The sequence below is a fragment of the Janthinobacterium sp. GMG1 genome, from assembly GCF_034427795.1.
GTDB lineage: Bacteria > Pseudomonadota > Gammaproteobacteria > Burkholderiales > Burkholderiaceae_D > Janthinobacterium.
Window position 1 is genome coordinate 96,480 of the sequence record NZ_JAXQNT010000011.1, and the last position, 18,640, is coordinate 115,119.

Sequence of the window (18,640 nt, forward strand, 5' to 3'; positions counted from 1 at the left end):
GCCTTACATGAACCAAGCCCTCACCTCAGTTCCCGCCGTCCCCCTGCACATCGGCGGCAAGCACCATGCGTCAAGCAGCACCGAATGGCGCGACGTCATCAACCCGGCCACGCAGGAAATCGTCGCCAAAGTGCCGTTTTCCACGCCGGACGAAGTCAACCTGGCCGTCGCCACGGCCAAGGAAGCCTTCAAGAGCTGGCGGAATACCCCGCTGGCGGCGCGCATGCGCATCATGCTCAAGTACCAGCACCTGATCCGCGAAAACATCGCCACTCTGGCTGAACTGATCACGCGTGAACACGGCAAGACCTTGCCCGACGCGGAAGGGGAAGTGATGCGGGGCCTGGAAGTGGTGGAACACGCGTGCTCGATCGCCACCCTGCAGCTGGGCGAGATCGCGGAAAACGCGGCGACCGGCGTCGATGTCTACAATATCTACCAGCCGCTGGGCGTAGGCGCCGGCATCACGGCCTTCAATTTCCCCGTCATGCTGCCGTGCTTCATGTTCCCCATCGCTATCGCCTGCGGCAATACGTTTGTCTTGAAACCGTCGGAGCAGGATCCGTCCTCGTCGATGTATCTGGTCGAACTGATGTATCAGGCGGGCTTGCCGGCCGGCGTGCTGAACGTCGTGCATGGCGGCGCCGACGTCGTCAACATGCTGTGCGACCATCCCGACATCAAGGCCGTATCCTTCATCGGCTCCACCCACGTGGGCACGCATGTGTACCGCCGCGCCAGCGAATCGGGCAAGCGCGCGCAATCAATGATGGGCGCGAAAAACCATTGCGTGGTGCTGGCCGACGCCAACAAGGAGCAGGCGATCAATAACCTGATCGGCGCGGCGTTCGGCGCGGCCGGCCAGCGCTGCATGGCCAATTCCGTCGTCGTGCTGGTGGGCGAAGCGCGCTCCTGGCTGCCGGAAATCGTCGCCCGCTCGCAAGCGCTGAAAGTGGGGCCGGGCAGCGACCGCACGGCCGACCTGGGACCGATGGTCTCGAAAGCGGCCATGCAGCGCGCGGAAAAACTGATCCAGGCAGGCGTGGACGAAGGCGCGCAGCTGCTGCTCGATGGCCGTGGCCACAAGGTGGCCGGTTACGAGGGCGGCAACTTCATGGGGCCGACGATTTTCTCGAAGGTGGCAGCCTCGAACTCCGTCTACACGCAGGAAATCTTCGGGCCCGCCATGTGCGTGGTCGAGACGGAGACGCTGGACCAGGCCATCGCCTTCATCAACGCCAACCCGAATGGCAACGGCACGTCGATCTTCACCTCGTCCGGCTGGGCGGGGCGCAAGTTCCAGAACGAGATCGACGTGGGCCAGGTGGGCATCAACGTGGCCATACCCGTGCCTGTCGCGTATTTCAGCTTCACGGGTTCGCGCGCGTCCAAGCTGGGCGATCTGGGCCCGAACGGCAAGCAAGCCTTGTACTTCTGGACGCAGACCAAGACCGTCACGGCGCGCTGGTTCGCCCCGGACGACGGCGGCAGCGGCGTCAATACCACCATCTCGATGAAATAAGGAGGCGGCGATGAGCACCAATATCGTTTTCATCGGCCTGGGTAACATGGGCCTGCCCATGGCGCAAAACCTCGTGCGGGCCGGCCATGCCGTCACGGGCTTCGATTTGGTACCGGCCAGCGTGCGGCAGTTTGCCGATGGCGGCGGCCTCGTGTCCGATGATCAGGGCGCGGCGATCCAGGCGGCCGACATCGTCATCACCATGCTGCCGGCCAGCCGCCACGTGCTGGGTGCTTATTTGGGTAACCCTTTGGGCGAGACTGGCATCCTGGCGCAGGCGCGGCCCGGCACCCTGCTGATCGACTGTTCGACGATTTCCACCGAGGCGGCGCGCCAGGTGGGCCGCGCGGCCGAAGAAAAGGGCATGCCCATGCTGGACGCGCCCGTCTCAGGCGGTACGGCGGGCGCCACCAACGGTACGTTGACCTTCATGGTGGGCGGCGAAGAATCCGCGCTGGCGGCGGCGCGGCCTTACCTGGACGTCATGGGCAAGGCCATCTTCCACGCGGGCGGTTCGGGCTGCGGCCAGACGGTCAAGATATGCAACAACATGCTGCTGGGGATTTTGATGATCGGCACCAGCGAAGCGATACGCCTGGGCGTGGCCAATGGCCTGGACCCGAAGGTGGTGTCGGACGTGATGGCGAAAAGCTCGGGCCGCAACTGGACCCTGGACGTGTACAACCCGTGTCCGGGCGTGGCCGAGAACGTGCCCGCGTCGCGCGGCTACACGGGCGGCTTTGGCGTCGATTTGATGCTGAAGGACCTGGGCCTGGCCGTGGAAAGCGCCTTGGCCAGCGGCGCGAGCGTGCCGCTGGGCGCCTTGTCGCGCAATTTATATAGTTTGCACAGCAAGGCGGGATCGGGCGCGCTGGACTTTTCCAGCATTTATCAGTTATTGGGCGATAAAGCTTAAGGCTGTTGCGCCTGCAGGGCGGCCAGTTCCGCCCTGGCTTTTTCCAGCTTGCCTTCCAGCTTGGCGATCTTCTTCGGCTGTTTATTGGCTTCCTGGGCCAGGCGCAGCGAACGCTCCGTCTGGTTTACCTTCGCCTGCGCCTTCAGCACCTTCTTGTTATGGCGTTCGACCAGCACATTGTCGCGGCAGTGGGCGTTGACTTCGTCGAGCGCGCGCGTGAGGCCCGCGACCTTGTCGGACAGGCCCTGTTCCTGCGCCTGGTGCAATTCGGTGCGGATGCTTTCGCGCTTGGCGGCGCAGCCGGCCAGCTGGGTGTCTGCGGCGCTGGCGCCCACGGAGGCTGCGGCGAGCAGCAGGGTCAAGGCGGTGGTGGCGAGGCGGTTCATGGCGTTCCTGTATAAGTGGTGAACCCGTGCAATGTAAGCCCGCCGGCTTGCCCTGTCAAACTTCGCCTGCAGTGCGCGCCTGTCCGGCCGGGCATCGGCTACCATGCGTGTTTTCTTCTTCCCGATACCGCCGCATGCCCAAGAAATTCCTGTTGCTGATTCCTTTTCTGCTGCCGCTGCCTGTCCTGGCGCAAACTTCGCCCACCTTGCTCGATCTGCAGCTGATCGCCATCAAGGCACGGGCCGATGTGACTACCCATAGTCCGGAAAGCATCGCCGAATTTGCCGAGACCCGGCGTGTGGCGGAAACGGGCGACGTCGAGGCGCAGCTGGAACTGGCCCGCATGCTGCAACTGGGCGTCGGCGCGCCGCAAGACACGGCGCTATCGATGGCCTGGATACGCAAGTCGGCCGAAAACGGCTATGCGCCGGCGCAATCGGCCTTGGGATTGGCTTATGCCGTGGGCGGCAAGGTGCCGATCGACCGCGTGCAGGGCGAATACTGGCTGCGCAAGGGCGTGGCACAAGGAGATCAGCTGGCGCAAACCATCCTGGCGCTGGAATTCATCGATGGCGACAGCAGTGCCGAAGAACAGGCGCTGGCCATCACCTGGCTGAAGGCGGCGGCGAACGAACAGCACTTTGTGCCTGCCTACAACGCGCTGGGCGAGCACCTGATGCGCGCAGCCACCGATGAACAGGATCGCGGCGAGGCTTTCCACTGGTATGACAGATCGGCGCGTGAAAAGCAGCCGGCCGGCATGCGCAACCTGGCTCGCGCACATGAACTGGGCCTGGGCGTGAAACAGTCCGACAAGCTGGCCCTGGTCTGGTATGAACGGGCGGGATGGAGCGGCGACGTGCCCGCCATGCGGCGCATGATTGACGTGTATGCCAAGGGCGGACTGGGACAGCAGGCGGATGCCGAAGACGCGGCCGAATGGCGCGGCAAGCTGGCCGAGAAGGAAAAGAAATGAAGACCATGCTGTTTGTATTGAGCCTGGCCCTGGCGCAGCCCGTGCTGGCGCAGCCGGCGTCCACCAAGGAACCGCGCCAGCATCCGGCGCTGGCCGAATTCGATATGTCCGGCCTGGATGCCATGCGCGCAAGGGTGCGGGCCGTGATCAACCGGCCGGTCGACCTGTCGCCGGACAAGGTCGCCGCCTTCGACAAGACGCGCGCCGCTGCAGAACGGGGGGACACGGCAGCCCAGCTGGAGCTGGCGCAGATGCTGCACCAAGGCGAGGGCACGTCGCGCGACTATGACGCCGGCCTGGCGTGGATGCAGAAATCGGCCGAAGGCGGCTATGGTCCGGCGCAGGCTTTCCTGGGCGTGGCCTATACGCTGGGACAGGGCATGGCCATCGACCGCAAGCTGGGCGAATACTGGTCGCGCAAGGGTGCCGCGCAAGGCGTGGAACTGGCCAACTTCACCGTGGCCATGCACTTTGAAAATATCCACAGCAGCCCGGAAGAACAGGCGCATGCGCTGCATTGGCTGAAGTTCTATGCCGGGAACGGCTTTATTTACGCCTACAATGAGATCGGCTACCGCCTGATGATGACGGCGCAGGACGACGCGCAGCGCAAGGAAGCGTTCGGCTGGTACATGCAGGCGGCCAAGGCGCTCGATCCGCCCGGCTTGAACAATGTCGCCTACTCGTACGAGGTGGGACAGGGTGTGCCGCAGAGCGACGAGGCGGCCCTGGGCTGGTACGAGATGGCGGCCATTGCCAAAAGCCCGCCGGGCCAGACGGGTTTCGCGCGGCTGCTGGAACAAGGGCGCGGCGGGCCGACCCGGCAAGGGCCGGCGCCCAAGCCCTTTGCCCTGTACCTGCTGGCGGCGCAGCAGGGCGACCGGGAAGCCATCGAACGGCTGATCAAGGTGTACGATAAGGGCGAGCTGGAACAGGCAGCCGACCCCGCGCAGGCGGCGCTGTGGCGCGAAAAGCTCAGACTGGCGAAGACTCCCTGACCAGGCATGACGGAGCAGGGACGGCATGCTATCATCATTGTTATCGATAACAATATCATGAGAGACCGATGAATCCCGACTTCCGCTCCAGGGCGACGCTTGAAAAGCATATCCTGCACACGATGCACTTTTATCACCCGCGCGCTTTTGACCCGAGCGGCGGCTTTTACCACTTCTTCCTCGATGATGGCACGGTGTACGACGCCAGCACGCGCCACCTGGTCAGCAGCACGCGCTTCATCTTCAATTACGCCATGGCTTATCGCCACTTCGGCGATGACGCTTACCAGGCGGCCCTGCGCCACGGCGTGGCCTTCCTGCGCGACGTGCACCGCGACCCGGCCACGGGCGGCTATGCCTGGCAACTGTCGTGGAAAGGCGGCGTCAAGACAGTCGAAGACGGCGCCAACCACTGCTACGGCCTGGCCTTCGTGCTGCTGGCGTATGCCCACGCCTTGCAAGCTGGCGTGACGGAAGCGCGCGCGTATCTGGACGAGACCTTTGAATTGATGGAGCAGCGTTTCTGGCTGCCCGAACACGGTCTGTATGCGGACGTGGCCAGCGCCGACTGGTCCACCCTGGACGGCTACCGGGGCCAGAACGCCAATATGCACGCCTGCGAAGCCATGCTGGCCGCTTTTGAAGCGACAGGCGAGGCGCGCTATCTGCACCGCGCCGAAACGCTGGCGCACAACATCACGGTGCGCCAGGCGGGCCTGGCGGACGGCATGATCTGGGAGCACTATACGCCTGACTGGGCTATCGACTGGGATTACAACCTGCACGACAAGAGCAATATCTTCCGTCCGTGGGGCTACCAGCCCGGCCACTTCACGGAATGGGCCAAGTTGCTGCTGATCATGGAGCGCCACAGCCGGTTCATGGCCGGCCCGTCCGACTGGCTGCTGCCGCGCGCGCGCGAACTGTACGACACGGCCCTGGCCAAGGCCTGGGATGGCGCGCATGGCGGCATTCATTACGGCTTCGGCCCGCAAGATGAGATCTGCGATGGCGACAAATACTTCTGGGTGCAGGCGGAAAGCTTCGCCGCCGCCGCCGTGCTGGCCGCACGCACGGGCGACGACGCCTACTGGCACAGCTACGACAAAATCTGGGACTACAGCTGGACGCACTTCGTCGACCATGAACACGGCGCCTGGTACCGCATTTTGACGCCGGAAAACGGCAAGATCAGCAAGGAGAAAAGCCCGGCCGGCAAGACCGATTACCACACCATGGGTGCCTGCTATGAAGTGCTGAACGTGATCGGCGGTGCCGCATGAACGCCACCTCTTTCCCTGCTTTCGTGTCGGCCGGCGAAGCGCTGACGGACATGCTGCGCACGGGCGCCGACTCCTGGAACAGCCAGGTGGGCGGCTCGACCTGGAACGTGGCGCGCGTGATGGCGCGCCTGGGCGTGCCCAGCGCCTTTGCGGGCGGCGTCAGCCTCGACGTCTTCGGCGACGCGCTGGCCGCTGCCACCGGGGCGGCGGGCCTGGACATGCGTTTTTTGCAGCGCCATGCGAAGTCGCCGCTGCTGGCCATCGTGCACGAACTGCATCCGCCCACGTATTACTTCATCGGCGACGACAGCGCCGACCTGCATTTCGACTCTTCCCTCCTGCCGGCCGGCTGGATGCAGGGTGCGCAGTGGGTGCATTTCGGCGGCATCAGCCTGGCGCGCGAACCGCTGGCGGGCAAGCTGCTGGCGCTGGCGCAGGAACTCAAGGCGGCTGGCGTGAAAATCAGCTACGACCCGAATTTCCGCATCATGATGGATGAACGCTACGACGCCACCTTGCGCCGCATGACGCAGCTGGCTGACGTGATCAAGGTGTCGGACGAAGACCTGGCGGGCCTGTTCCGCCATGAAGATATCGATGGCGCGTTTGCCATGCTGCGCAGCTGGAATCCGCAAGCCACCTATTTATATACGCGCGGTGCGCAGGGCGCGGCGCTGTATCAGGGCGAGCAAACCTGGCAGGCGGCGCCGCCCGTCATCGAGGTGGTCGACTCCGTGGGGGCGGGCGACGCCAGCATCGGCGGCTTGCTGTACAGCCTGATGTACCGTCCCGAGGCCGACGGCGGCCAGCATTTGCGCTTTGCCGTCGCGGCGGGCGCGGGCGCCTGCCTGGCGGCCGGTGGCGCGCCCCCTTCGGTGGAGCTGGTGGAGTCGCTGGTGCAGCGCACGGTGGTGCGCTAGGCGTCGGCTAGCGGGGACGGTATGTTCCCGTCGACGCCCGGTCCATCAGGGTGAACGCCATCAGATGATGCGTGGCGGGCGCTGTTTCGCCGGCGCGGCGCTGGCGGATTTCGTCGATGACGAGATTGACGGCGGCGCGCGCCATGTCAGCGATGGGCTGGTGGATGGTGGTCAGCTCGGGCCAGACGGTGGTGGCGACGGGCGTGTCGTCAAAGCCGCACACGCACAATTCCGCCGGCACCTGCAGGCCCATGCCGTGCGCCACGGCCAGCGTGGCGGCGGCCATGTCGTCATTGCTGGCGAAGATGGCGCTCGGGTGCGGTGCTTGCGCCAGCAGCTGGCGCGCCGCGTCGAGGCCCGAACGATACGTAAAGTAGCCTTGCGCCACTCTGTGCGGCGGCACTTGCAAGCCCGCTTCCCGCATGGCGTCCTCGAATGCCTGGCGGCGCAGCAGGGCCGGCGTGTGCGCCGGATCGCCTTCGATGAAGCCGATGTCGCGGTGGCCCAGTGCGATCAAATGGCGCGTCATGGCCAGCGCGCCTTCGTAGTCGTCGATGCGCACGGCCGAGACGCCGGGCGAGGGGCGTGCCGTGGCCACGGCGATGGCGGGGATGCCCATCTGGTTCAGCTGCGCCAGCACTTCCGGCGAATCGCACAGGGGCGGCGGCACGAGGATGCCATCCACGCCGGCCGCCACCAGGCAATCGATGCCGGCGCGCTGGCTGTCCAGATCTTCGCAGCGTTCGAGCAGCAACTGGCCGCCCCCCTGGCGGCATTGATCCATGGCGCCGACGAGGAATTCGCTGAGGAAGGCGGCGCTCGGATTGCTGTACAACAGGCCGATGCGCAAGGTACCCGTACGGGCCGCCCTGGCCGCCAGGTTGGGCTGGTAATGCAGGCTGGCGATCGCCGCCTCGACCTTGTCGCGCGTGGCCGTGCTGACGCTGGCGCGCCCGTTGATCACGCGCGATACCGTCATGGCCGACACGCCTGCCACGCGCGCCACGTCGTGCACGGTGGCGCCGCTGGCGGTATCAAGGGCGGCGTGCGCCGCCTTATTCGAGGTGGCCACCGAATTTCAGCTTGCCGCTGATGCGCATGCCGTGCAATTGACCTTCTTCCAGTTCGGCGGCGCTGGTGCGCTGCGCCGTGTCGCGCCGCGCCAGTCCCACTGACAGGATATCGAGCATCATCAGTTGCAGCAGGCGCACGATCATGGGCACGAAATTGAGGTTGCCTTCCGGGTGGTTCAAGGTCAGCAGCACGTCGGCCAGCTTGGCCAGCGGCGAGCCGCTGGCCGTAATGGCCAGCACGCGCGCGCCGCAGCCTTGCGCCACCTTGACGGTGCGCAGCAGGTCGGGCAGGGCGCCCGAGCGGGAAATGACCAGCGCCACGTCGCCCGGTTTGAGCATGGCGGCGCTCATTTCCTGCGCCTGCGGGTCGGCAAAGAAGCTGCTGACGATGCCCAGGTTGAGCAGCTTGTGCTGCATGTCGTCCGCCACCACGCGGGCGCTGCCCACGGCCAGCAATTCCACGCGCTGTGCGCCGCGCAGCAGTTCGATGGCGGCCGTCAGCGCTTTCACGTCGAGCATGTCGCGCAGGGCCAGCGCGGCCGAGGCGTTATTGCCCAGCACCTTGCGCGCCAGTTCCGCGTCGGAATCCGAGATCTCCACGTGGCAGTGGGCCACCGTGATGGCGCCGCCCGTCAGGCCGGAGGCCAGCTTCAGCTTGAAATCGGCCAGGCCCTGCACGCCGATGGAGCGGCAAAAGCGCATCACGGTCGGCTGGCTGACGCCGACCCGCTGGGCGATTTCGGCGATCGGCAGGGTCAGCATGGCGTTCGGCTCTTTCAGGACCCAGTCGGCGACCTTGCATTCCGAGGGGCTCATGCGTCCGCGCGCCTGGCGCACGGATTCGAGCACGGGTGCGCCGGAATGGGCGCGCTTGAGCTTTTGCGCGAGGATGGCGGCGATGCCGAGGAAGGTGGGCAGTTCGGCCGTGATCAGGAAGGTCGGAATCTGCGCCAGGTATTCGTTCAGGCGGCCCTTTTGCTCGAAGCGGGCGCGGAACTGCGACTGTTCGAACAGGGGACCCAGGCGCGGCACGATGCCCCCGCCTATATAGATGCCGCCCAGCGCGCCCAGGGTCATGGCCACGTTGCCGGCGATGGAGCCGAGAATGGCGCAGAAGCAGTCCACTGCTTCGAGGCATACGTCGCATTCATTGTTCAGGGCGCGGCTGGTGATTTCGGCTGCCAGCAGCGGCAGCGCATCGGGCTTGCCGGCGCGCTCGGACAGGGCGCGGTAGATCAGTTCCAGCCCGCGCCCGGAGGCGAGGCGTTCGGCCGAGACGTGCGACAGCTCGCGCCAGGCGAAGGACAGCACGTCCATCTCGCGCTGGTCGCACGGGGCGAAGCTGACGTGGCCCCCCTCGCTGCCCAGCGCGATCCAGCGGTCTTCGGCGGGAATCATGCCCGACACGCCCAGGCCCGTGCCCGAACCGAGCAGGCCGATGACGCTGTCGGCGCGCGCCATGCCGCCGCCGATCTGCAGGCGCTGGTCGGGCCGCAGGTAGGGCAGGGCCATCGCCAGCGCCGTGAAGTCATTCACCACCAGCAGCGTGTCGAGGCCCAGCGTGGCGCGCATGGCTTCGATCGAGAAGAACCAGTGGTGGTTCATCATGCGGATATTGTCGTCGTCGATGGGATTGGCGATGGCGATGGCCGCATGGCGCACGCGCGCCGAACCGGCGGCGCGCGCCTCGCTGCTATCCATATAGGCGGTGATGGCGTCGAGCAGCGACGCGTAGTCGTCGCAGGGCAGCACGGCGACCGCTTCCAGGTGGCCCTGGCGCGTTTCGAGCACGAAGCGGGCATTGGTGCCGCCGATGTCGGCCAGCAGGCGTGGCCCTTCACTGAATCGCTCCGCCGGATCGCTGCCTGCTACTTCCATTTTTTCATCAATTTTCATGGCGGTGCCTAGTCTCGTTTGCGTGCGCTGTCTTGGCGGCGCACTGTCGTTATGGCAAAAACCAAGGATTTTAATTCGTATACGTGCCGCGTGCCGAAAAATGCGGGGCGCCTGCGCAAATGCTTGCCTGCAGTGCCGGAAACGGGTGGCGCCGGCGGAAAAAACAGGGCAGTCAACTCGCCTATCGGTACGCAAATAAAGTGTCGCAGAGTAGTCGTAGGATTACAACATAATATGTTGATATTTGTTCGTAGTATAGTTACTATGTCCCTGCTGGAAAGAATTCTGGCCAGTACATTCGGCCACGAATGACTAGATAAAAAATAAATTACTGAGGAGACTTACCATGCTGCATCGCACCATGTTGAAGGCCGTGTTGAAGACACTGCCAGCTGCCATCGTCTTAGCCATCGCCAGCGGTTCCGCTGCCGCCGACCCAATGTACCCATCCGATTCCGAAGGCTTCCACGGCTACCTGCGCGCCGGCGCCGGCAGCAATACGTCGGGCGGTGGCGGTTCGCAAGGCTGCTTCGGCCTGGGTGGCAACACCATGAAATACCGTCTGGGCAATGAGTGCGACGCCTACACGGAATTCGGCTACACCAAGTCCGTCGCCAAGTCCGGCGGCGTGAACTACCTGGCCACCATCTGGGTCAACGCCTACGCGCCAAACTCGGATTTCGGCGACAACAAACTGGGCATCGTCAAGGCCTATGTCGAAGCGCAGGGACTCGATTTCCTGAACGGCGGCACGGCCTGGATCGGTAAGCGCTTCTACTACCGTCCTGACATCCACATGCTGGACTTGCAGTACATCAACATGAACGGCACGGGCGCCGGCCTGGACCGCATTCCTGCAGGACCGGGTAAATTCTCGTACGCCTTCTTCAAGGACAACGACTTCAACAAGTTCGATGACAGCCTCGGCACGATCAGCGGCAAGCCGGGCGCCTTCCTCGGCACCCGTTCGGCCGTGCGCCAGAACTTCATCTACGGCGAGATTCCCGTCAATGAAAACGGCACGCTGGACCTGGCCGCGACCTACATCATCGGCGAAGGCAAGGACAACGACTCATACGGCAAGAAACACAACGGCTGGCAGCTGTCGGCATTCCACCGTCAAGGTAAAGTGTTTGGCGGCGGCAATACCTTCGGCGTGCAGTACGGCGTCGGTCCTGGTACGGGCAAGGGCGCGCAGTTCGGCGCCTCGGGCGACACCGGTTTGGGTTCGGACGTGAAACGCACGCGTATCTTCAATGACATGGCGATCCAGCCGATGGCCAACTTCGGCATGGAATTCGTCGCCCTGTGGCAAAAAGACGAGTCGAACGCCAACGGTTCCTCGACCTGGACCTCGGTCGGCGTGCGTCCCGTGTATGCCTTCACCGACAACTTCAAGCTGGTGGGCGAACTGGGCACGGACCGCGTGACGCAAGCGGGCGGCCTGCCGGCCAAGCGCTTGACCAAGCTGACCATCGCCCCGACGATCTCGGCCGGCCCTGGCCTTTGGTCGCGTCCTGAACTGCGCGCTTTCGTTACCTACGGCAAATGGAACGATGCAGCCACCGCCTCGGTCAATGCGTCGAACAACGGCGGCCCGATCTACAACAACAATACCAGCGGCACCTCGTATGGTTTCCAAGTAGAAACCTGGTTCTAAGTTTGCAGGCGTTGTAAGTCTAGATCAACCTGGCGCATCCTTCGCGGATGCGTTTTTGGCGCCGTCCCGTGATATAAAGGCAATGTAGTCATGTCATGGATCACGGCGCCGTCTTTTCACTGAAGATGATGCCCGTTTGCAAGCGGGTCTGAGCACAAGAGCGCCGGTACAGGCGCAGATTTCACCTTTTTCGGCCCCCGTATGCCGAAGCCCCCTAAAAGCTTGATCAAAAAAGGAATGTGGAGATGAAACTGAAATTCAAGATTACCCAACTGGCCGCGTTGACCACCCTGGCATTTGCCGGCAGCGCCTTTGCAACCGACGTGGAAGTGTTGCACTACTGGACCTCCGGCGGCGAAGCGAAGTCCGTGGGCCAGTTGCAGCAAATCGTGAAGGAAAGCGGCTTCGGCTGGAAAGACTTCGCCGTGGCTGGCGGCGCTGGCGAAAACGCCGCGACCGCGCTGAAAACCCGCGTCATTTCCGGCAACCCGCCAACGGCCGCCCAGCTCAAGGGTCCATCGATTCAGGAATGGGGCGCAGAAGGCGTGCTGGCCAATATCGATGATGCCGCCATTCCAGGCAAATGGGATGCCGTGCTGCCGAAAGTCGTCGCCGACATCATGAAATACAAGGGCCATTACGTTGCCGCTCCCGTCAACGTCCACCGCGTCAACTGGATGTGGGTCAATCCTGAAGTGCTGAAAAAAGCCGGCGTGGCCACCACCCCGACCACCTGGGATGCGTTCTTTGACGCGGCCGAGAAAATCAAGAAATCGGGCGGCATCGCGATCGCCCACGGCGGCCAGCCTTGGCAGGACGCCACCGTGTTTGAATCCGTCGCGCTGGGCGTGGGCGGCACGGAATTCTACAAGAAAGCCATCCTCAAGCTGGACCAGAAGGAATTGACCGGCCCGACCATGCTCAAGGTGTTCGACACCCTGGGCAAGGTGAAGACCTACATCGACAAGGATGCGGCAGGCCGCGACTGGAACCTGGCGACCGCCATGGTCATCAACAACAAGGCCGGCTTCCAGTTCATGGGCGACTGGGCCAAGGGCGAGTTCACGGCTGCCGGCAAGGTGCCGGGCAAGGACTACCTGTGCGTGGCAGCGCCTGGCACGGACAAGGCCTATACCTTCAACATCGATTCGTTTGCCATGTTCACGCAAAAGGATGCGAATGCGAAGAAAGGGCAGATCGCCCTGGCCAACGCCATCATGAATCCGAAGTTCCAGTCGATCTTCAACCTGAACAAGGGTTCCATCCCCGTGCGTTCCGGCGTTTCCAAGGACAAGTTTGACGCTTGCGCCCTGAAATCGATGGAAGACATGGACGCCACCAACAAGACCGGCGGCCTGGTGCCATCGTTCGCCCATGGCATGGCGCTGCCATCGGCCACGCAAGGCGCCGTGACCGACGTCATCGCCAAGTTCATGAACACCAACATGAGCTCGAAAGACGCGGTTGCAGCCTTGGCTAAAGCGGCAAAAGTGAAGTAATCACGACGGCGCCGGCACTCCCGCCGGCGCCCGCTGCATCGCATGCATCGCAGGCGTCCGCCCTGGCGTTCGACCAGGCCGGCGCCACACGCAGTTCTACTTCTACGGCTGTCCTATGTCCATACGCAAGCAATTCGACCGATGGATACCGCAGATGGTGTTGGGCCCCACGCTCATCGCCAGCTTGGTATTCGTCTATGGTTTTATCTTTTTGACCGGTTGGCTGTCGCTGACCGAATCGCGGCTGATGCCGAACTACGAGTTCGCCGGCCTGGTGCAATATTACGAGCTGTTCGACAACGAGCGCTGGTGGACCTCGCTCAAGAACCTCGGCATCTTTGGTGTCCTGTTCATCGGTTGCAGCATCGCCATCGGCCTGTTCCTGGCCATCCTGCTGGACCAGAAAATCCGCGCCGAAGGCGCGCTGCGCGCCATCTACCTGTATCCGATGGCGCTGTCCTTCATCGTCACCGGCACGGCCTGGAAATGGATGCTCAATCCCAGCCTGGGCCTGGAAAAGGTCATGCACGACTGGGGCTGGACCTCGTTTACCTTCGACTGGCTGGTGAACTCCGACATGGCCATCTACACGGTGGTGATCGCCGGCGTGTGGCAGTCGTCCGGCTTTGTCATGGCCCTGTTCCTGGCCGGCCTGCGCGGCATCGATGATGAAATCATCAAGGCGGCGCAAGTCGATGGCGCGTCGCTGCCGACGATCTACTGGCGCATCGTGATTCCCGCCATGCGTCCAGTGTTCTTCAGCGTGCTGCTGATCCTCGCGCATATCGCCATCAAGAGCTTCGACCTGGTCATCGCATTGACGGCTGGCGGCCCTGGCAATTCGTCGTCCGTGCCGGCCATCTTCATGTACCAGTTTTCCTTCACCCGCGGCCAGCTGGGCCTGGGCTCGGCATCGGCAATGATGATGCTGGCCACCATCGTGGCCGTGCTCGTGCCGCTGATGTACCTGGAAACGCGCAGCGCAAAGGCGATGAGATGACACCTACACGCAATAATCGCCTCACCCTCGGACGGGTGGTTGTATACCTGCTGCTGATTCTGTTTGCGGTGTACTACATCGTGCCTCTGTACGTGACCCTGTCGACGTCGTTCAAGTCGCTCGACGAGATCCGCAGCGGCAACCTGCTGGCCTTGCCGCACGTGTGGCAATTCGATTCCTGGTCCAAGGCCTGGTCTTCGGCCTGCACGGGCGTCACCTGCGACGGCATGCAGCCGTTCTTCTGGAACTCGATCAAGATGGTGATTCCCGCCGTGCTGATCTCGACCTTCCTGGGCGCCTTCAACGGCTATGTGTTCGCGCATTGGCGCTTCCGCGGTTCGGAAATCCTGTTTGCCGCCTTGCTGGTGGGCTGCTTCATTCCGTTCCAGGTGGTGATCCTGCCGATGGCACGCTTGCTGGGCGAATTCGGCCTGGCCAATACCACCACGGGCCTCGTCTTCGTGCACGTGGTGTATGGCACGGCGTTCACGACCCTGTTCTTCCGCAATTACTATATCGGCGTGCCGGAAGAATTGATCAAGGCGGCCCGCATCGACGGCGCCGGCTTCTTCCTGATCTTCCGCAAGATCGTGCTGCCGATTTCGGGTCCGATTTTCGTCGTCTGCATCATCTGGCAATTCACGCAGATATGGAACGACTTCCTGTTCGGTATCGTCTTCGCCAGCGGCGATTCGCAGCCGATCACGGTGGGCTTGAACAACCTGGTCAACACGTCCACGGGCGTGAAGGAATACAACGTCAACATGGCGGCCGCGGTGATTGCCGCGCTGCCGACCCTGCTGGTCTATCTGGTCGCAGGCCGTTATTTTGTGCGCGGTCTGACCGCAGGCGCAGTCAAAGGTTAAGGAAAGAATATGTCCAGTTTATCGATACGCAGCATCCGCAAGGTGTACACGAATGGCGTCGAAGTCCTCAAGGGCATCGACATCGAGATCAAGGATGGCCAGTTCCTGATCCTCGTCGGCGGCTCCGGCTCCGGCAAGTCGACCTTGCTCAACATGGTGGCCGGCCTGGAAAGCGTCACCTCGGGCGAAATCCTCATCGATGGCAAGGTCGTCAACGACCTGCCGCCGAAAGACCGCGACATCGCCATGGTGTTCCAGTCGTATGCGCTGTACCCGTCGATGACGGTGCGCGAAAACATCGCGTTTGGCCTGAACGTGAAAAAAGTACCGAAGGCGGAGCAGGAAGAAATCGTCGCCCGCGTCGCCGAAACCCTGCAGATCACGCATTTGCTGGACCGTCGTCCGGCGCAGTTGTCCGGTGGCCAGCGTCAGCGCGTGGCCATGGGCCGTGCCATTTCGCGCAAGCCGTCGCTGTTCCTGTTCGACGAACCGCTGTCGAACCTGGACGCCAAGCTGCGCGTGGAAATGCGCGCCGAGATCAAGTTGCTGCACCAGCGCCTGAAAGCCACCATCGTTTACGTCACGCATGACCAGATCGAGGCGATGACGATGGGCGATTTGATCGCCGTCATGAAGGATGGGGTAGTGCAGCAACTGGGCACGCCGCAGGAAATCTACGACAATCCGGCCAACCTGTTCGTGGCCGGCTTCATCGGCTCGCCATCGATGAACTTCATCACCGTCAAGCCTGTCATCGAGGGCAACGAGGTGTTTGTCGCCATCGAGAACGCGGGCAAGAGCATGCGCCTGGCCTTGCCGTTCGCCACCGACAAGCTGCGCAGCTATGCGGGCCGCGACGTGATTTTGGGCGTGCGCCCGGAGCAGATCACGGACATGAGCAGCGCGCACGGCGACGTGGGCCAGGAACTCGGTTGCCTGATCGACCTGGTCGAGCCAACCGGCCCGGACACCCTGCTGACGACGCGCTTGAACGGCGCCTCCGTCACCTGCCGCACGCATCCGCGCGAAGCCGTGCTGCCGGGGCAGACCATGCAGCTGTCGTTCAACCTGTCGAAAGCGGCCCTGTTCGATCCGGAGAATGGTGAACGCATCGCGTAAGCGACGCTGCCCATAAAAACGGCCCGCTTGTCGAATGACAGGCGGGCCGTTGTTCGTTGTTGTTGACGCCGCCGCGATTATTTGGCCAGCGATTTCTTATAGGCGATGGCGTAGCCCAGCTTGCCCTTGTCTTCGGTCAGTGCGTCGAATGCTTCGTGGCCGATGTCGCGCAGCGCGCCCAGGTCCGCCGCGCGCTTGTCACCGCTGACGATGTCGGATGCTTGCAGTTTCACCATCGCTTGCGCGGCCAGCAGGATGGCGCTGGCATATGCGACGGGATCAAGCAGGTCGACACGCGCCAGGTCCAGCGTCGGTTTGCGGCGCAGCCAGTCGGCCCAGTAGAATTCGAGAAATTCCGTGGCGTGCTCCGGCGGTTGGTAGCCGATCTCGCGCGTAAAGTAGACGAGCGAGCGGTACGGATCGTCGCCCAGCGATGCGAGGCCGATGGCGGACGGCAGTTGCTGCGGCGTGATGGCCTGGTTGCGGCCATCTCTCAGCCATACCTTGTTTTCCGCGCGCATGCGGACCCAGAAGGCCGTGTCTCCCAGCGCACTGAAATTGTCGCTGACCTTGACCCAGACCTTCAATTGATGATTGCGCCCGCCATCGGCATCCCAGAAGGTGGAAAACGTGTGGTGGCCATCGGTCAGGTACAGTTTGCCTTGCGGGCCGATGACGACGCTTTTCATGTCATCCGGACGGCTGCCCACGGCCGCCTTGCAGCGGTAGCCGGCTGGTGGCGCGGCCAGGGTGGCGCCGGCCGCATTGGCCGTGCCGGGCAAGACATCGCCCTGGCCATTGGCTTCACACAGGTCGGCAAATTTCTTGGGCTTGGCGATGTCGGCGATGTGCTGTTCTTCCGCCGCATAGCGTCCCAGTTTGTAATACACCTGGTCGTAGCCGATGGCCGGCTGGGTCGGGTGCAGTTCATCGAGGCGTACCTGCAGGATGCGCGGATGGGCGGCGTTGCCCACGACTGTCGCCATCAGCGCCTGCTGGCGCGCGCTGAGCGCCGGTGCCGCTGCGACGGCGGCATCCTTGGCCCACGCCGCATGGCTGAAGGACAGGGCCAGCAGCAGGGCGCTGGCGGCGTGCGTGGTGTGGTGGGGCATGCTTTTCTCCTTTATCGCCAGCGCCTCATTCCAGCAGCGCGCTGGGCACGCGCGGTGAAGACATCAAATCGCGGAAGGCGGCCCAGTGCGCGGTGCGCGAACTGCCCTGGCGTTCGACATAGGCTTTCGCCATGTCCTGGCCCAGGTTGTAATTGATGACATAGGCGCCCATGGCATCGTAGAACTGCAGGCGCTGCGCGGATTTCTCGGCCGGGTACAGGCGTACGTTGACCAGCCATTCCAGCGCTTCTTCGCGGCTCAGGCTGCCTTCGAGGTACTGGCGCGCGATGTCGTTGTCGGCATAGCTCAGCTTTGCCAGCAGCGCATTGAGCTGCGCATAGCGGGGCGCCAGCGCTGGGTCCAGGCCCGCCAGCGGGTACAGCACCTGCTGCTCGAAAGCCAGCCGTTCTTCCTCCGTAAAACTCAGCTCGATGCCGTAATTGGCCGTGCCTTCTGCGATCAGGGATTGCGGTGAATACAGCGGATAGATGCAGTATTCCATCCAGCCCTTGCCGCGCACCAGGTCGCGTTCCAGTAGCACGTTGTAGACGTGGTGGCCCGGATACGCTTCGTGGCAGCCGAGATCGACGGCGCGATCGATGTACACGGGCAAGTCGATATTGATCTGGATCACGCTCTGGTAGTTGCCCTTGTACCAGTTGTAGCCGCTCCAGGGTTTGTCGGTCACGAATTCCAGCACGAAATCTTCGCCGTCGGGCAGGGCGATGTATTGCAAGGTGCGTTCGCGGCCCGCGCGGATGGCCGCATCCATGACGGCGCGCAGCTTGTCGGCGGGAATGACAAGTTGCGCGCGCAAGGCATTGACCCGGTCGCTGACCGTGCCGTCGCCAGGCAGCAGGGCATCGATCTGCGCCACCAGTTCTGCATAGTACGCGCGGTTGTGATGGGGCGAGACGGCGTCGTACAGGCGCGCGCTTTCCGTATCGAAATCCAGGCGCGATCCCTGCAGCATGTCCGCCTTGGCCAGCACGGCCTGCAACTGCTTGCGCAGGTTGAGGGCGCGCAGGCAGTCGGCGTCGGTCAGCAGGGCCAGCGCCGCGTTTGCACCATCCTTGATGCCGCTCAAACTCAGTTGCTGTTCTACCGCTTCTTGTTGCCATGCAGGCGGGCCGTAATACGCGTCGACATACGAGACATCGTGCTGGCCCATGGCCAGGACCAGCTTGACGTAGCGTTCGGCCACGTCGGCGAGAAGGGAGGAGTTGCTGTCGTTGTTCGTCATGGCGGCCTGGTTTGAGCGGTTGGGCAGGCGTTTATTGTATAGCGCATCTGCATGCAGATGCGATGTACACACGCGACATCATTTCCCTATAACAATTAGAAAAACGCATCTTGATGTAGCTCAGTGAACCCGGCATTCGCGGCCTGTGTGCGCGGGTTTGGTAGCAAGAT

16 protein-coding genes are annotated in these 18,640 nt (G+C 63.2%); 11 read left to right on the forward strand and 5 right to left on the reverse strand.

Annotated elements, in window-relative coordinates; translation table 11 throughout:
• Positions 1–7 precede the first annotated feature (7 nt).
• Both SJI03_RS24020 and mmsB read left to right on the forward strand, forming a co-directional pair.
• Positions 8–1,522: a CoA-acylating methylmalonate-semialdehyde dehydrogenase gene (locus SJI03_RS24020; protein ID WP_322428879.1), complete on the forward strand. Its 1,515-nt coding sequence runs from the start codon at positions 8–10 to the stop codon at positions 1,520–1,522.
• 10 nt (positions 1,523–1,532) lie between these two features.
• Positions 1,533–2,438 (forward strand): 3-hydroxyisobutyrate dehydrogenase, encoded by a 906-nt coding sequence (gene mmsB / locus SJI03_RS24025; protein WP_099380664.1) that lies wholly within the window; start codon positions 1,533–1,535, stop codon positions 2,436–2,438.
• Here the strand turns inward: mmsB and SJI03_RS24030 are convergent.
• Entirely contained in the window at positions 2,435–2,824 is a 390-nt protein-coding gene (locus SJI03_RS24030) for a DUF1090 family protein (protein ID WP_322428880.1), read from the reverse strand. The two genes, mmsB and SJI03_RS24030, sit on opposite strands and share 4 nt — an antisense overlap.
• A gap of 134 nt (positions 2,825–2,958) precedes the next feature.
• Here SJI03_RS24030 and SJI03_RS24035 point away from each other — a divergent pair, with 134 nt between their 5' ends.
• The 4 genes from SJI03_RS24035 (at position 2,959) to SJI03_RS24050 (ending at position 7,002) form a co-directional block, all read left to right on the forward strand.
• Positions 2,959–3,801, forward strand: a complete 843-nt coding sequence (locus SJI03_RS24035) for a tetratricopeptide repeat protein (protein WP_322428881.1) — start codon at positions 2,959–2,961, stop codon at positions 3,799–3,801.
• Entirely contained in the window at positions 3,798–4,799 is a 1,002-nt protein-coding gene (locus SJI03_RS24040) for a tetratricopeptide repeat protein (RefSeq protein WP_322428882.1), read from the forward strand. The genes SJI03_RS24035 and SJI03_RS24040 overlap by 4 nt, the downstream gene beginning before the upstream one ends.
• A 68-nt stretch (positions 4,800–4,867) precedes the next feature.
• Complete coding sequence (locus SJI03_RS24045; RefSeq protein ID WP_322428883.1) at positions 4,868–6,082, forward strand: AGE family epimerase/isomerase; 1,215 nt, start codon at positions 4,868–4,870, stop codon at positions 6,080–6,082.
• The gene (locus SJI03_RS24050; protein ID WP_322428884.1) at positions 6,079–7,002 is read left to right on the forward strand and encodes a carbohydrate kinase; all 924 of its coding nucleotides are present in this window, start codon (positions 6,079–6,081) and stop codon (positions 7,000–7,002) included. The genes SJI03_RS24045 and SJI03_RS24050 overlap by 4 nt, the downstream gene beginning before the upstream one ends.
• Before the next feature lie 7 nt (positions 7,003–7,009).
• On the opposite strand, the gene SJI03_RS24055 is transcribed toward SJI03_RS24050, so the two are convergent.
• Both SJI03_RS24055 and SJI03_RS24060 read right to left on the reverse strand, forming a co-directional pair.
• Positions 7,010–8,074 carry a LacI family DNA-binding transcriptional regulator gene (locus SJI03_RS24055; protein WP_322428885.1) on the reverse strand — a complete coding sequence of 355 codons (1,065 nt, stop codon included), beginning with the start codon at positions 8,072–8,074 and terminating at the stop codon, positions 7,010–7,012.
• Positions 8,058–9,971 (reverse strand): glucokinase, encoded by a 1,914-nt coding sequence (locus SJI03_RS24060; protein WP_099380657.1) that lies wholly within the window; start codon positions 9,969–9,971, stop codon positions 8,058–8,060. Before SJI03_RS24060 ends, SJI03_RS24055 begins: the two co-directional genes overlap by 17 nt.
• Before the next feature lie 346 nt (positions 9,972–10,317).
• Between SJI03_RS24060 and SJI03_RS24065 the strand changes: the two genes are divergently transcribed.
• From SJI03_RS24065 to SJI03_RS24085, 5 genes are all read left to right on the forward strand, one after another.
• Positions 10,318–11,631, forward strand: a complete 1,314-nt coding sequence (locus SJI03_RS24065) for a carbohydrate porin (RefSeq protein ID WP_322428886.1) — start codon at positions 10,318–10,320, stop codon at positions 11,629–11,631.
• Positions 11,632–11,876: 245 nt separating this feature from the next.
• Entirely contained in the window at positions 11,877–13,130 is a 1,254-nt protein-coding gene (locus SJI03_RS24070) for an ABC transporter substrate-binding protein (protein ID WP_034777937.1), read from the forward strand.
• 115 nt (positions 13,131–13,245) lie between these two features.
• Positions 13,246–14,130: a carbohydrate ABC transporter permease gene (locus SJI03_RS24075; RefSeq protein WP_034777935.1), complete on the forward strand. Its 885-nt coding sequence runs from the start codon at positions 13,246–13,248 to the stop codon at positions 14,128–14,130.
• The gene (locus SJI03_RS24080) at positions 14,127–14,996 is read left to right on the forward strand and encodes a carbohydrate ABC transporter permease (protein ID WP_034777933.1); all 870 of its coding nucleotides are present in this window, start codon (positions 14,127–14,129) and stop codon (positions 14,994–14,996) included. Before SJI03_RS24075 ends, SJI03_RS24080 begins: the two co-directional genes overlap by 4 nt.
• Before the next feature lie 9 nt (positions 14,997–15,005).
• Complete coding sequence (locus SJI03_RS24085) at positions 15,006–16,115, forward strand: sn-glycerol-3-phosphate ABC transporter ATP-binding protein UgpC (RefSeq protein WP_322428887.1); 1,110 nt, start codon at positions 15,006–15,008, stop codon at positions 16,113–16,115.
• A gap of 77 nt (positions 16,116–16,192) precedes the next feature.
• On the opposite strand, the gene SJI03_RS24090 is transcribed toward SJI03_RS24085, so the two are convergent.
• Together SJI03_RS24090 and SJI03_RS24095 are read right to left on the reverse strand one after the other, a co-directional pair.
• Positions 16,193–17,227: a ParB/Srx family N-terminal domain-containing protein gene (locus SJI03_RS24090; protein WP_322428888.1), complete on the reverse strand. Its 1,035-nt coding sequence runs from the start codon at positions 17,225–17,227 to the stop codon at positions 16,193–16,195.
• 25 nt (positions 17,228–17,252) lie between these two features.
• Positions 17,253–18,470: a hypothetical protein gene (locus tag SJI03_RS24095; protein ID WP_322428889.1), complete on the reverse strand. Its 1,218-nt coding sequence runs from the start codon at positions 18,468–18,470 to the stop codon at positions 17,253–17,255.
• Positions 18,471–18,640: the final 170 nt, after the last annotated feature.

Coding starts and splice junctions, on each gene's coding strand:
- SJI03_RS24020 (WP_322428879.1), top strand. CDS start 8: ATGAACCAAGCCCTCACCTCAGTTCCCGCCGTCCCCCTGCACATCGGC.
- mmsB (WP_099380664.1), top strand. CDS start 1,533: ATGAGCACCAATATCGTTTTCATCGGCCTGGGTAACATGGGCCTGCCC.
- SJI03_RS24030 (WP_322428880.1), bottom strand. CDS start 2,824: ATGAACCGCCTCGCCACCACCGCCTTGACCCTGCTGCTCGCCGCAGCC.
- SJI03_RS24035 (WP_322428881.1), top strand. CDS start 2,959: ATGCCCAAGAAATTCCTGTTGCTGATTCCTTTTCTGCTGCCGCTGCCT.
- SJI03_RS24040 (WP_322428882.1), top strand. CDS start 3,798: ATGAAGACCATGCTGTTTGTATTGAGCCTGGCCCTGGCGCAGCCCGTG.
- SJI03_RS24045 (WP_322428883.1), top strand. CDS start 4,868: ATGAATCCCGACTTCCGCTCCAGGGCGACGCTTGAAAAGCATATCCTG.
- SJI03_RS24050 (WP_322428884.1), top strand. CDS start 6,079: ATGAACGCCACCTCTTTCCCTGCTTTCGTGTCGGCCGGCGAAGCGCTG.
- SJI03_RS24060 (WP_099380657.1), bottom strand. CDS start 9,971: ATGAAAATTGATGAAAAAATGGAAGTAGCAGGCAGCGATCCGGCGGAG.
- SJI03_RS24065 (WP_322428886.1), top strand. CDS start 10,318: ATGCTGCATCGCACCATGTTGAAGGCCGTGTTGAAGACACTGCCAGCT.
- SJI03_RS24070 (WP_034777937.1), top strand. CDS start 11,877: ATGAAACTGAAATTCAAGATTACCCAACTGGCCGCGTTGACCACCCTG.
- SJI03_RS24075 (WP_034777935.1), top strand. CDS start 13,246: ATGTCCATACGCAAGCAATTCGACCGATGGATACCGCAGATGGTGTTG.
- SJI03_RS24080 (WP_034777933.1), top strand. CDS start 14,127: ATGACACCTACACGCAATAATCGCCTCACCCTCGGACGGGTGGTTGTA.
- SJI03_RS24085 (WP_322428887.1), top strand. CDS start 15,006: ATGTCCAGTTTATCGATACGCAGCATCCGCAAGGTGTACACGAATGGC.
- SJI03_RS24090 (WP_322428888.1), bottom strand. CDS start 17,227: ATGCCCCACCACACCACGCACGCCGCCAGCGCCCTGCTGCTGGCCCTG.
- SJI03_RS24095 (WP_322428889.1), bottom strand. CDS start 18,470: ATGACGAACAACGACAGCAACTCCTCCCTTCTCGCCGACGTGGCCGAA.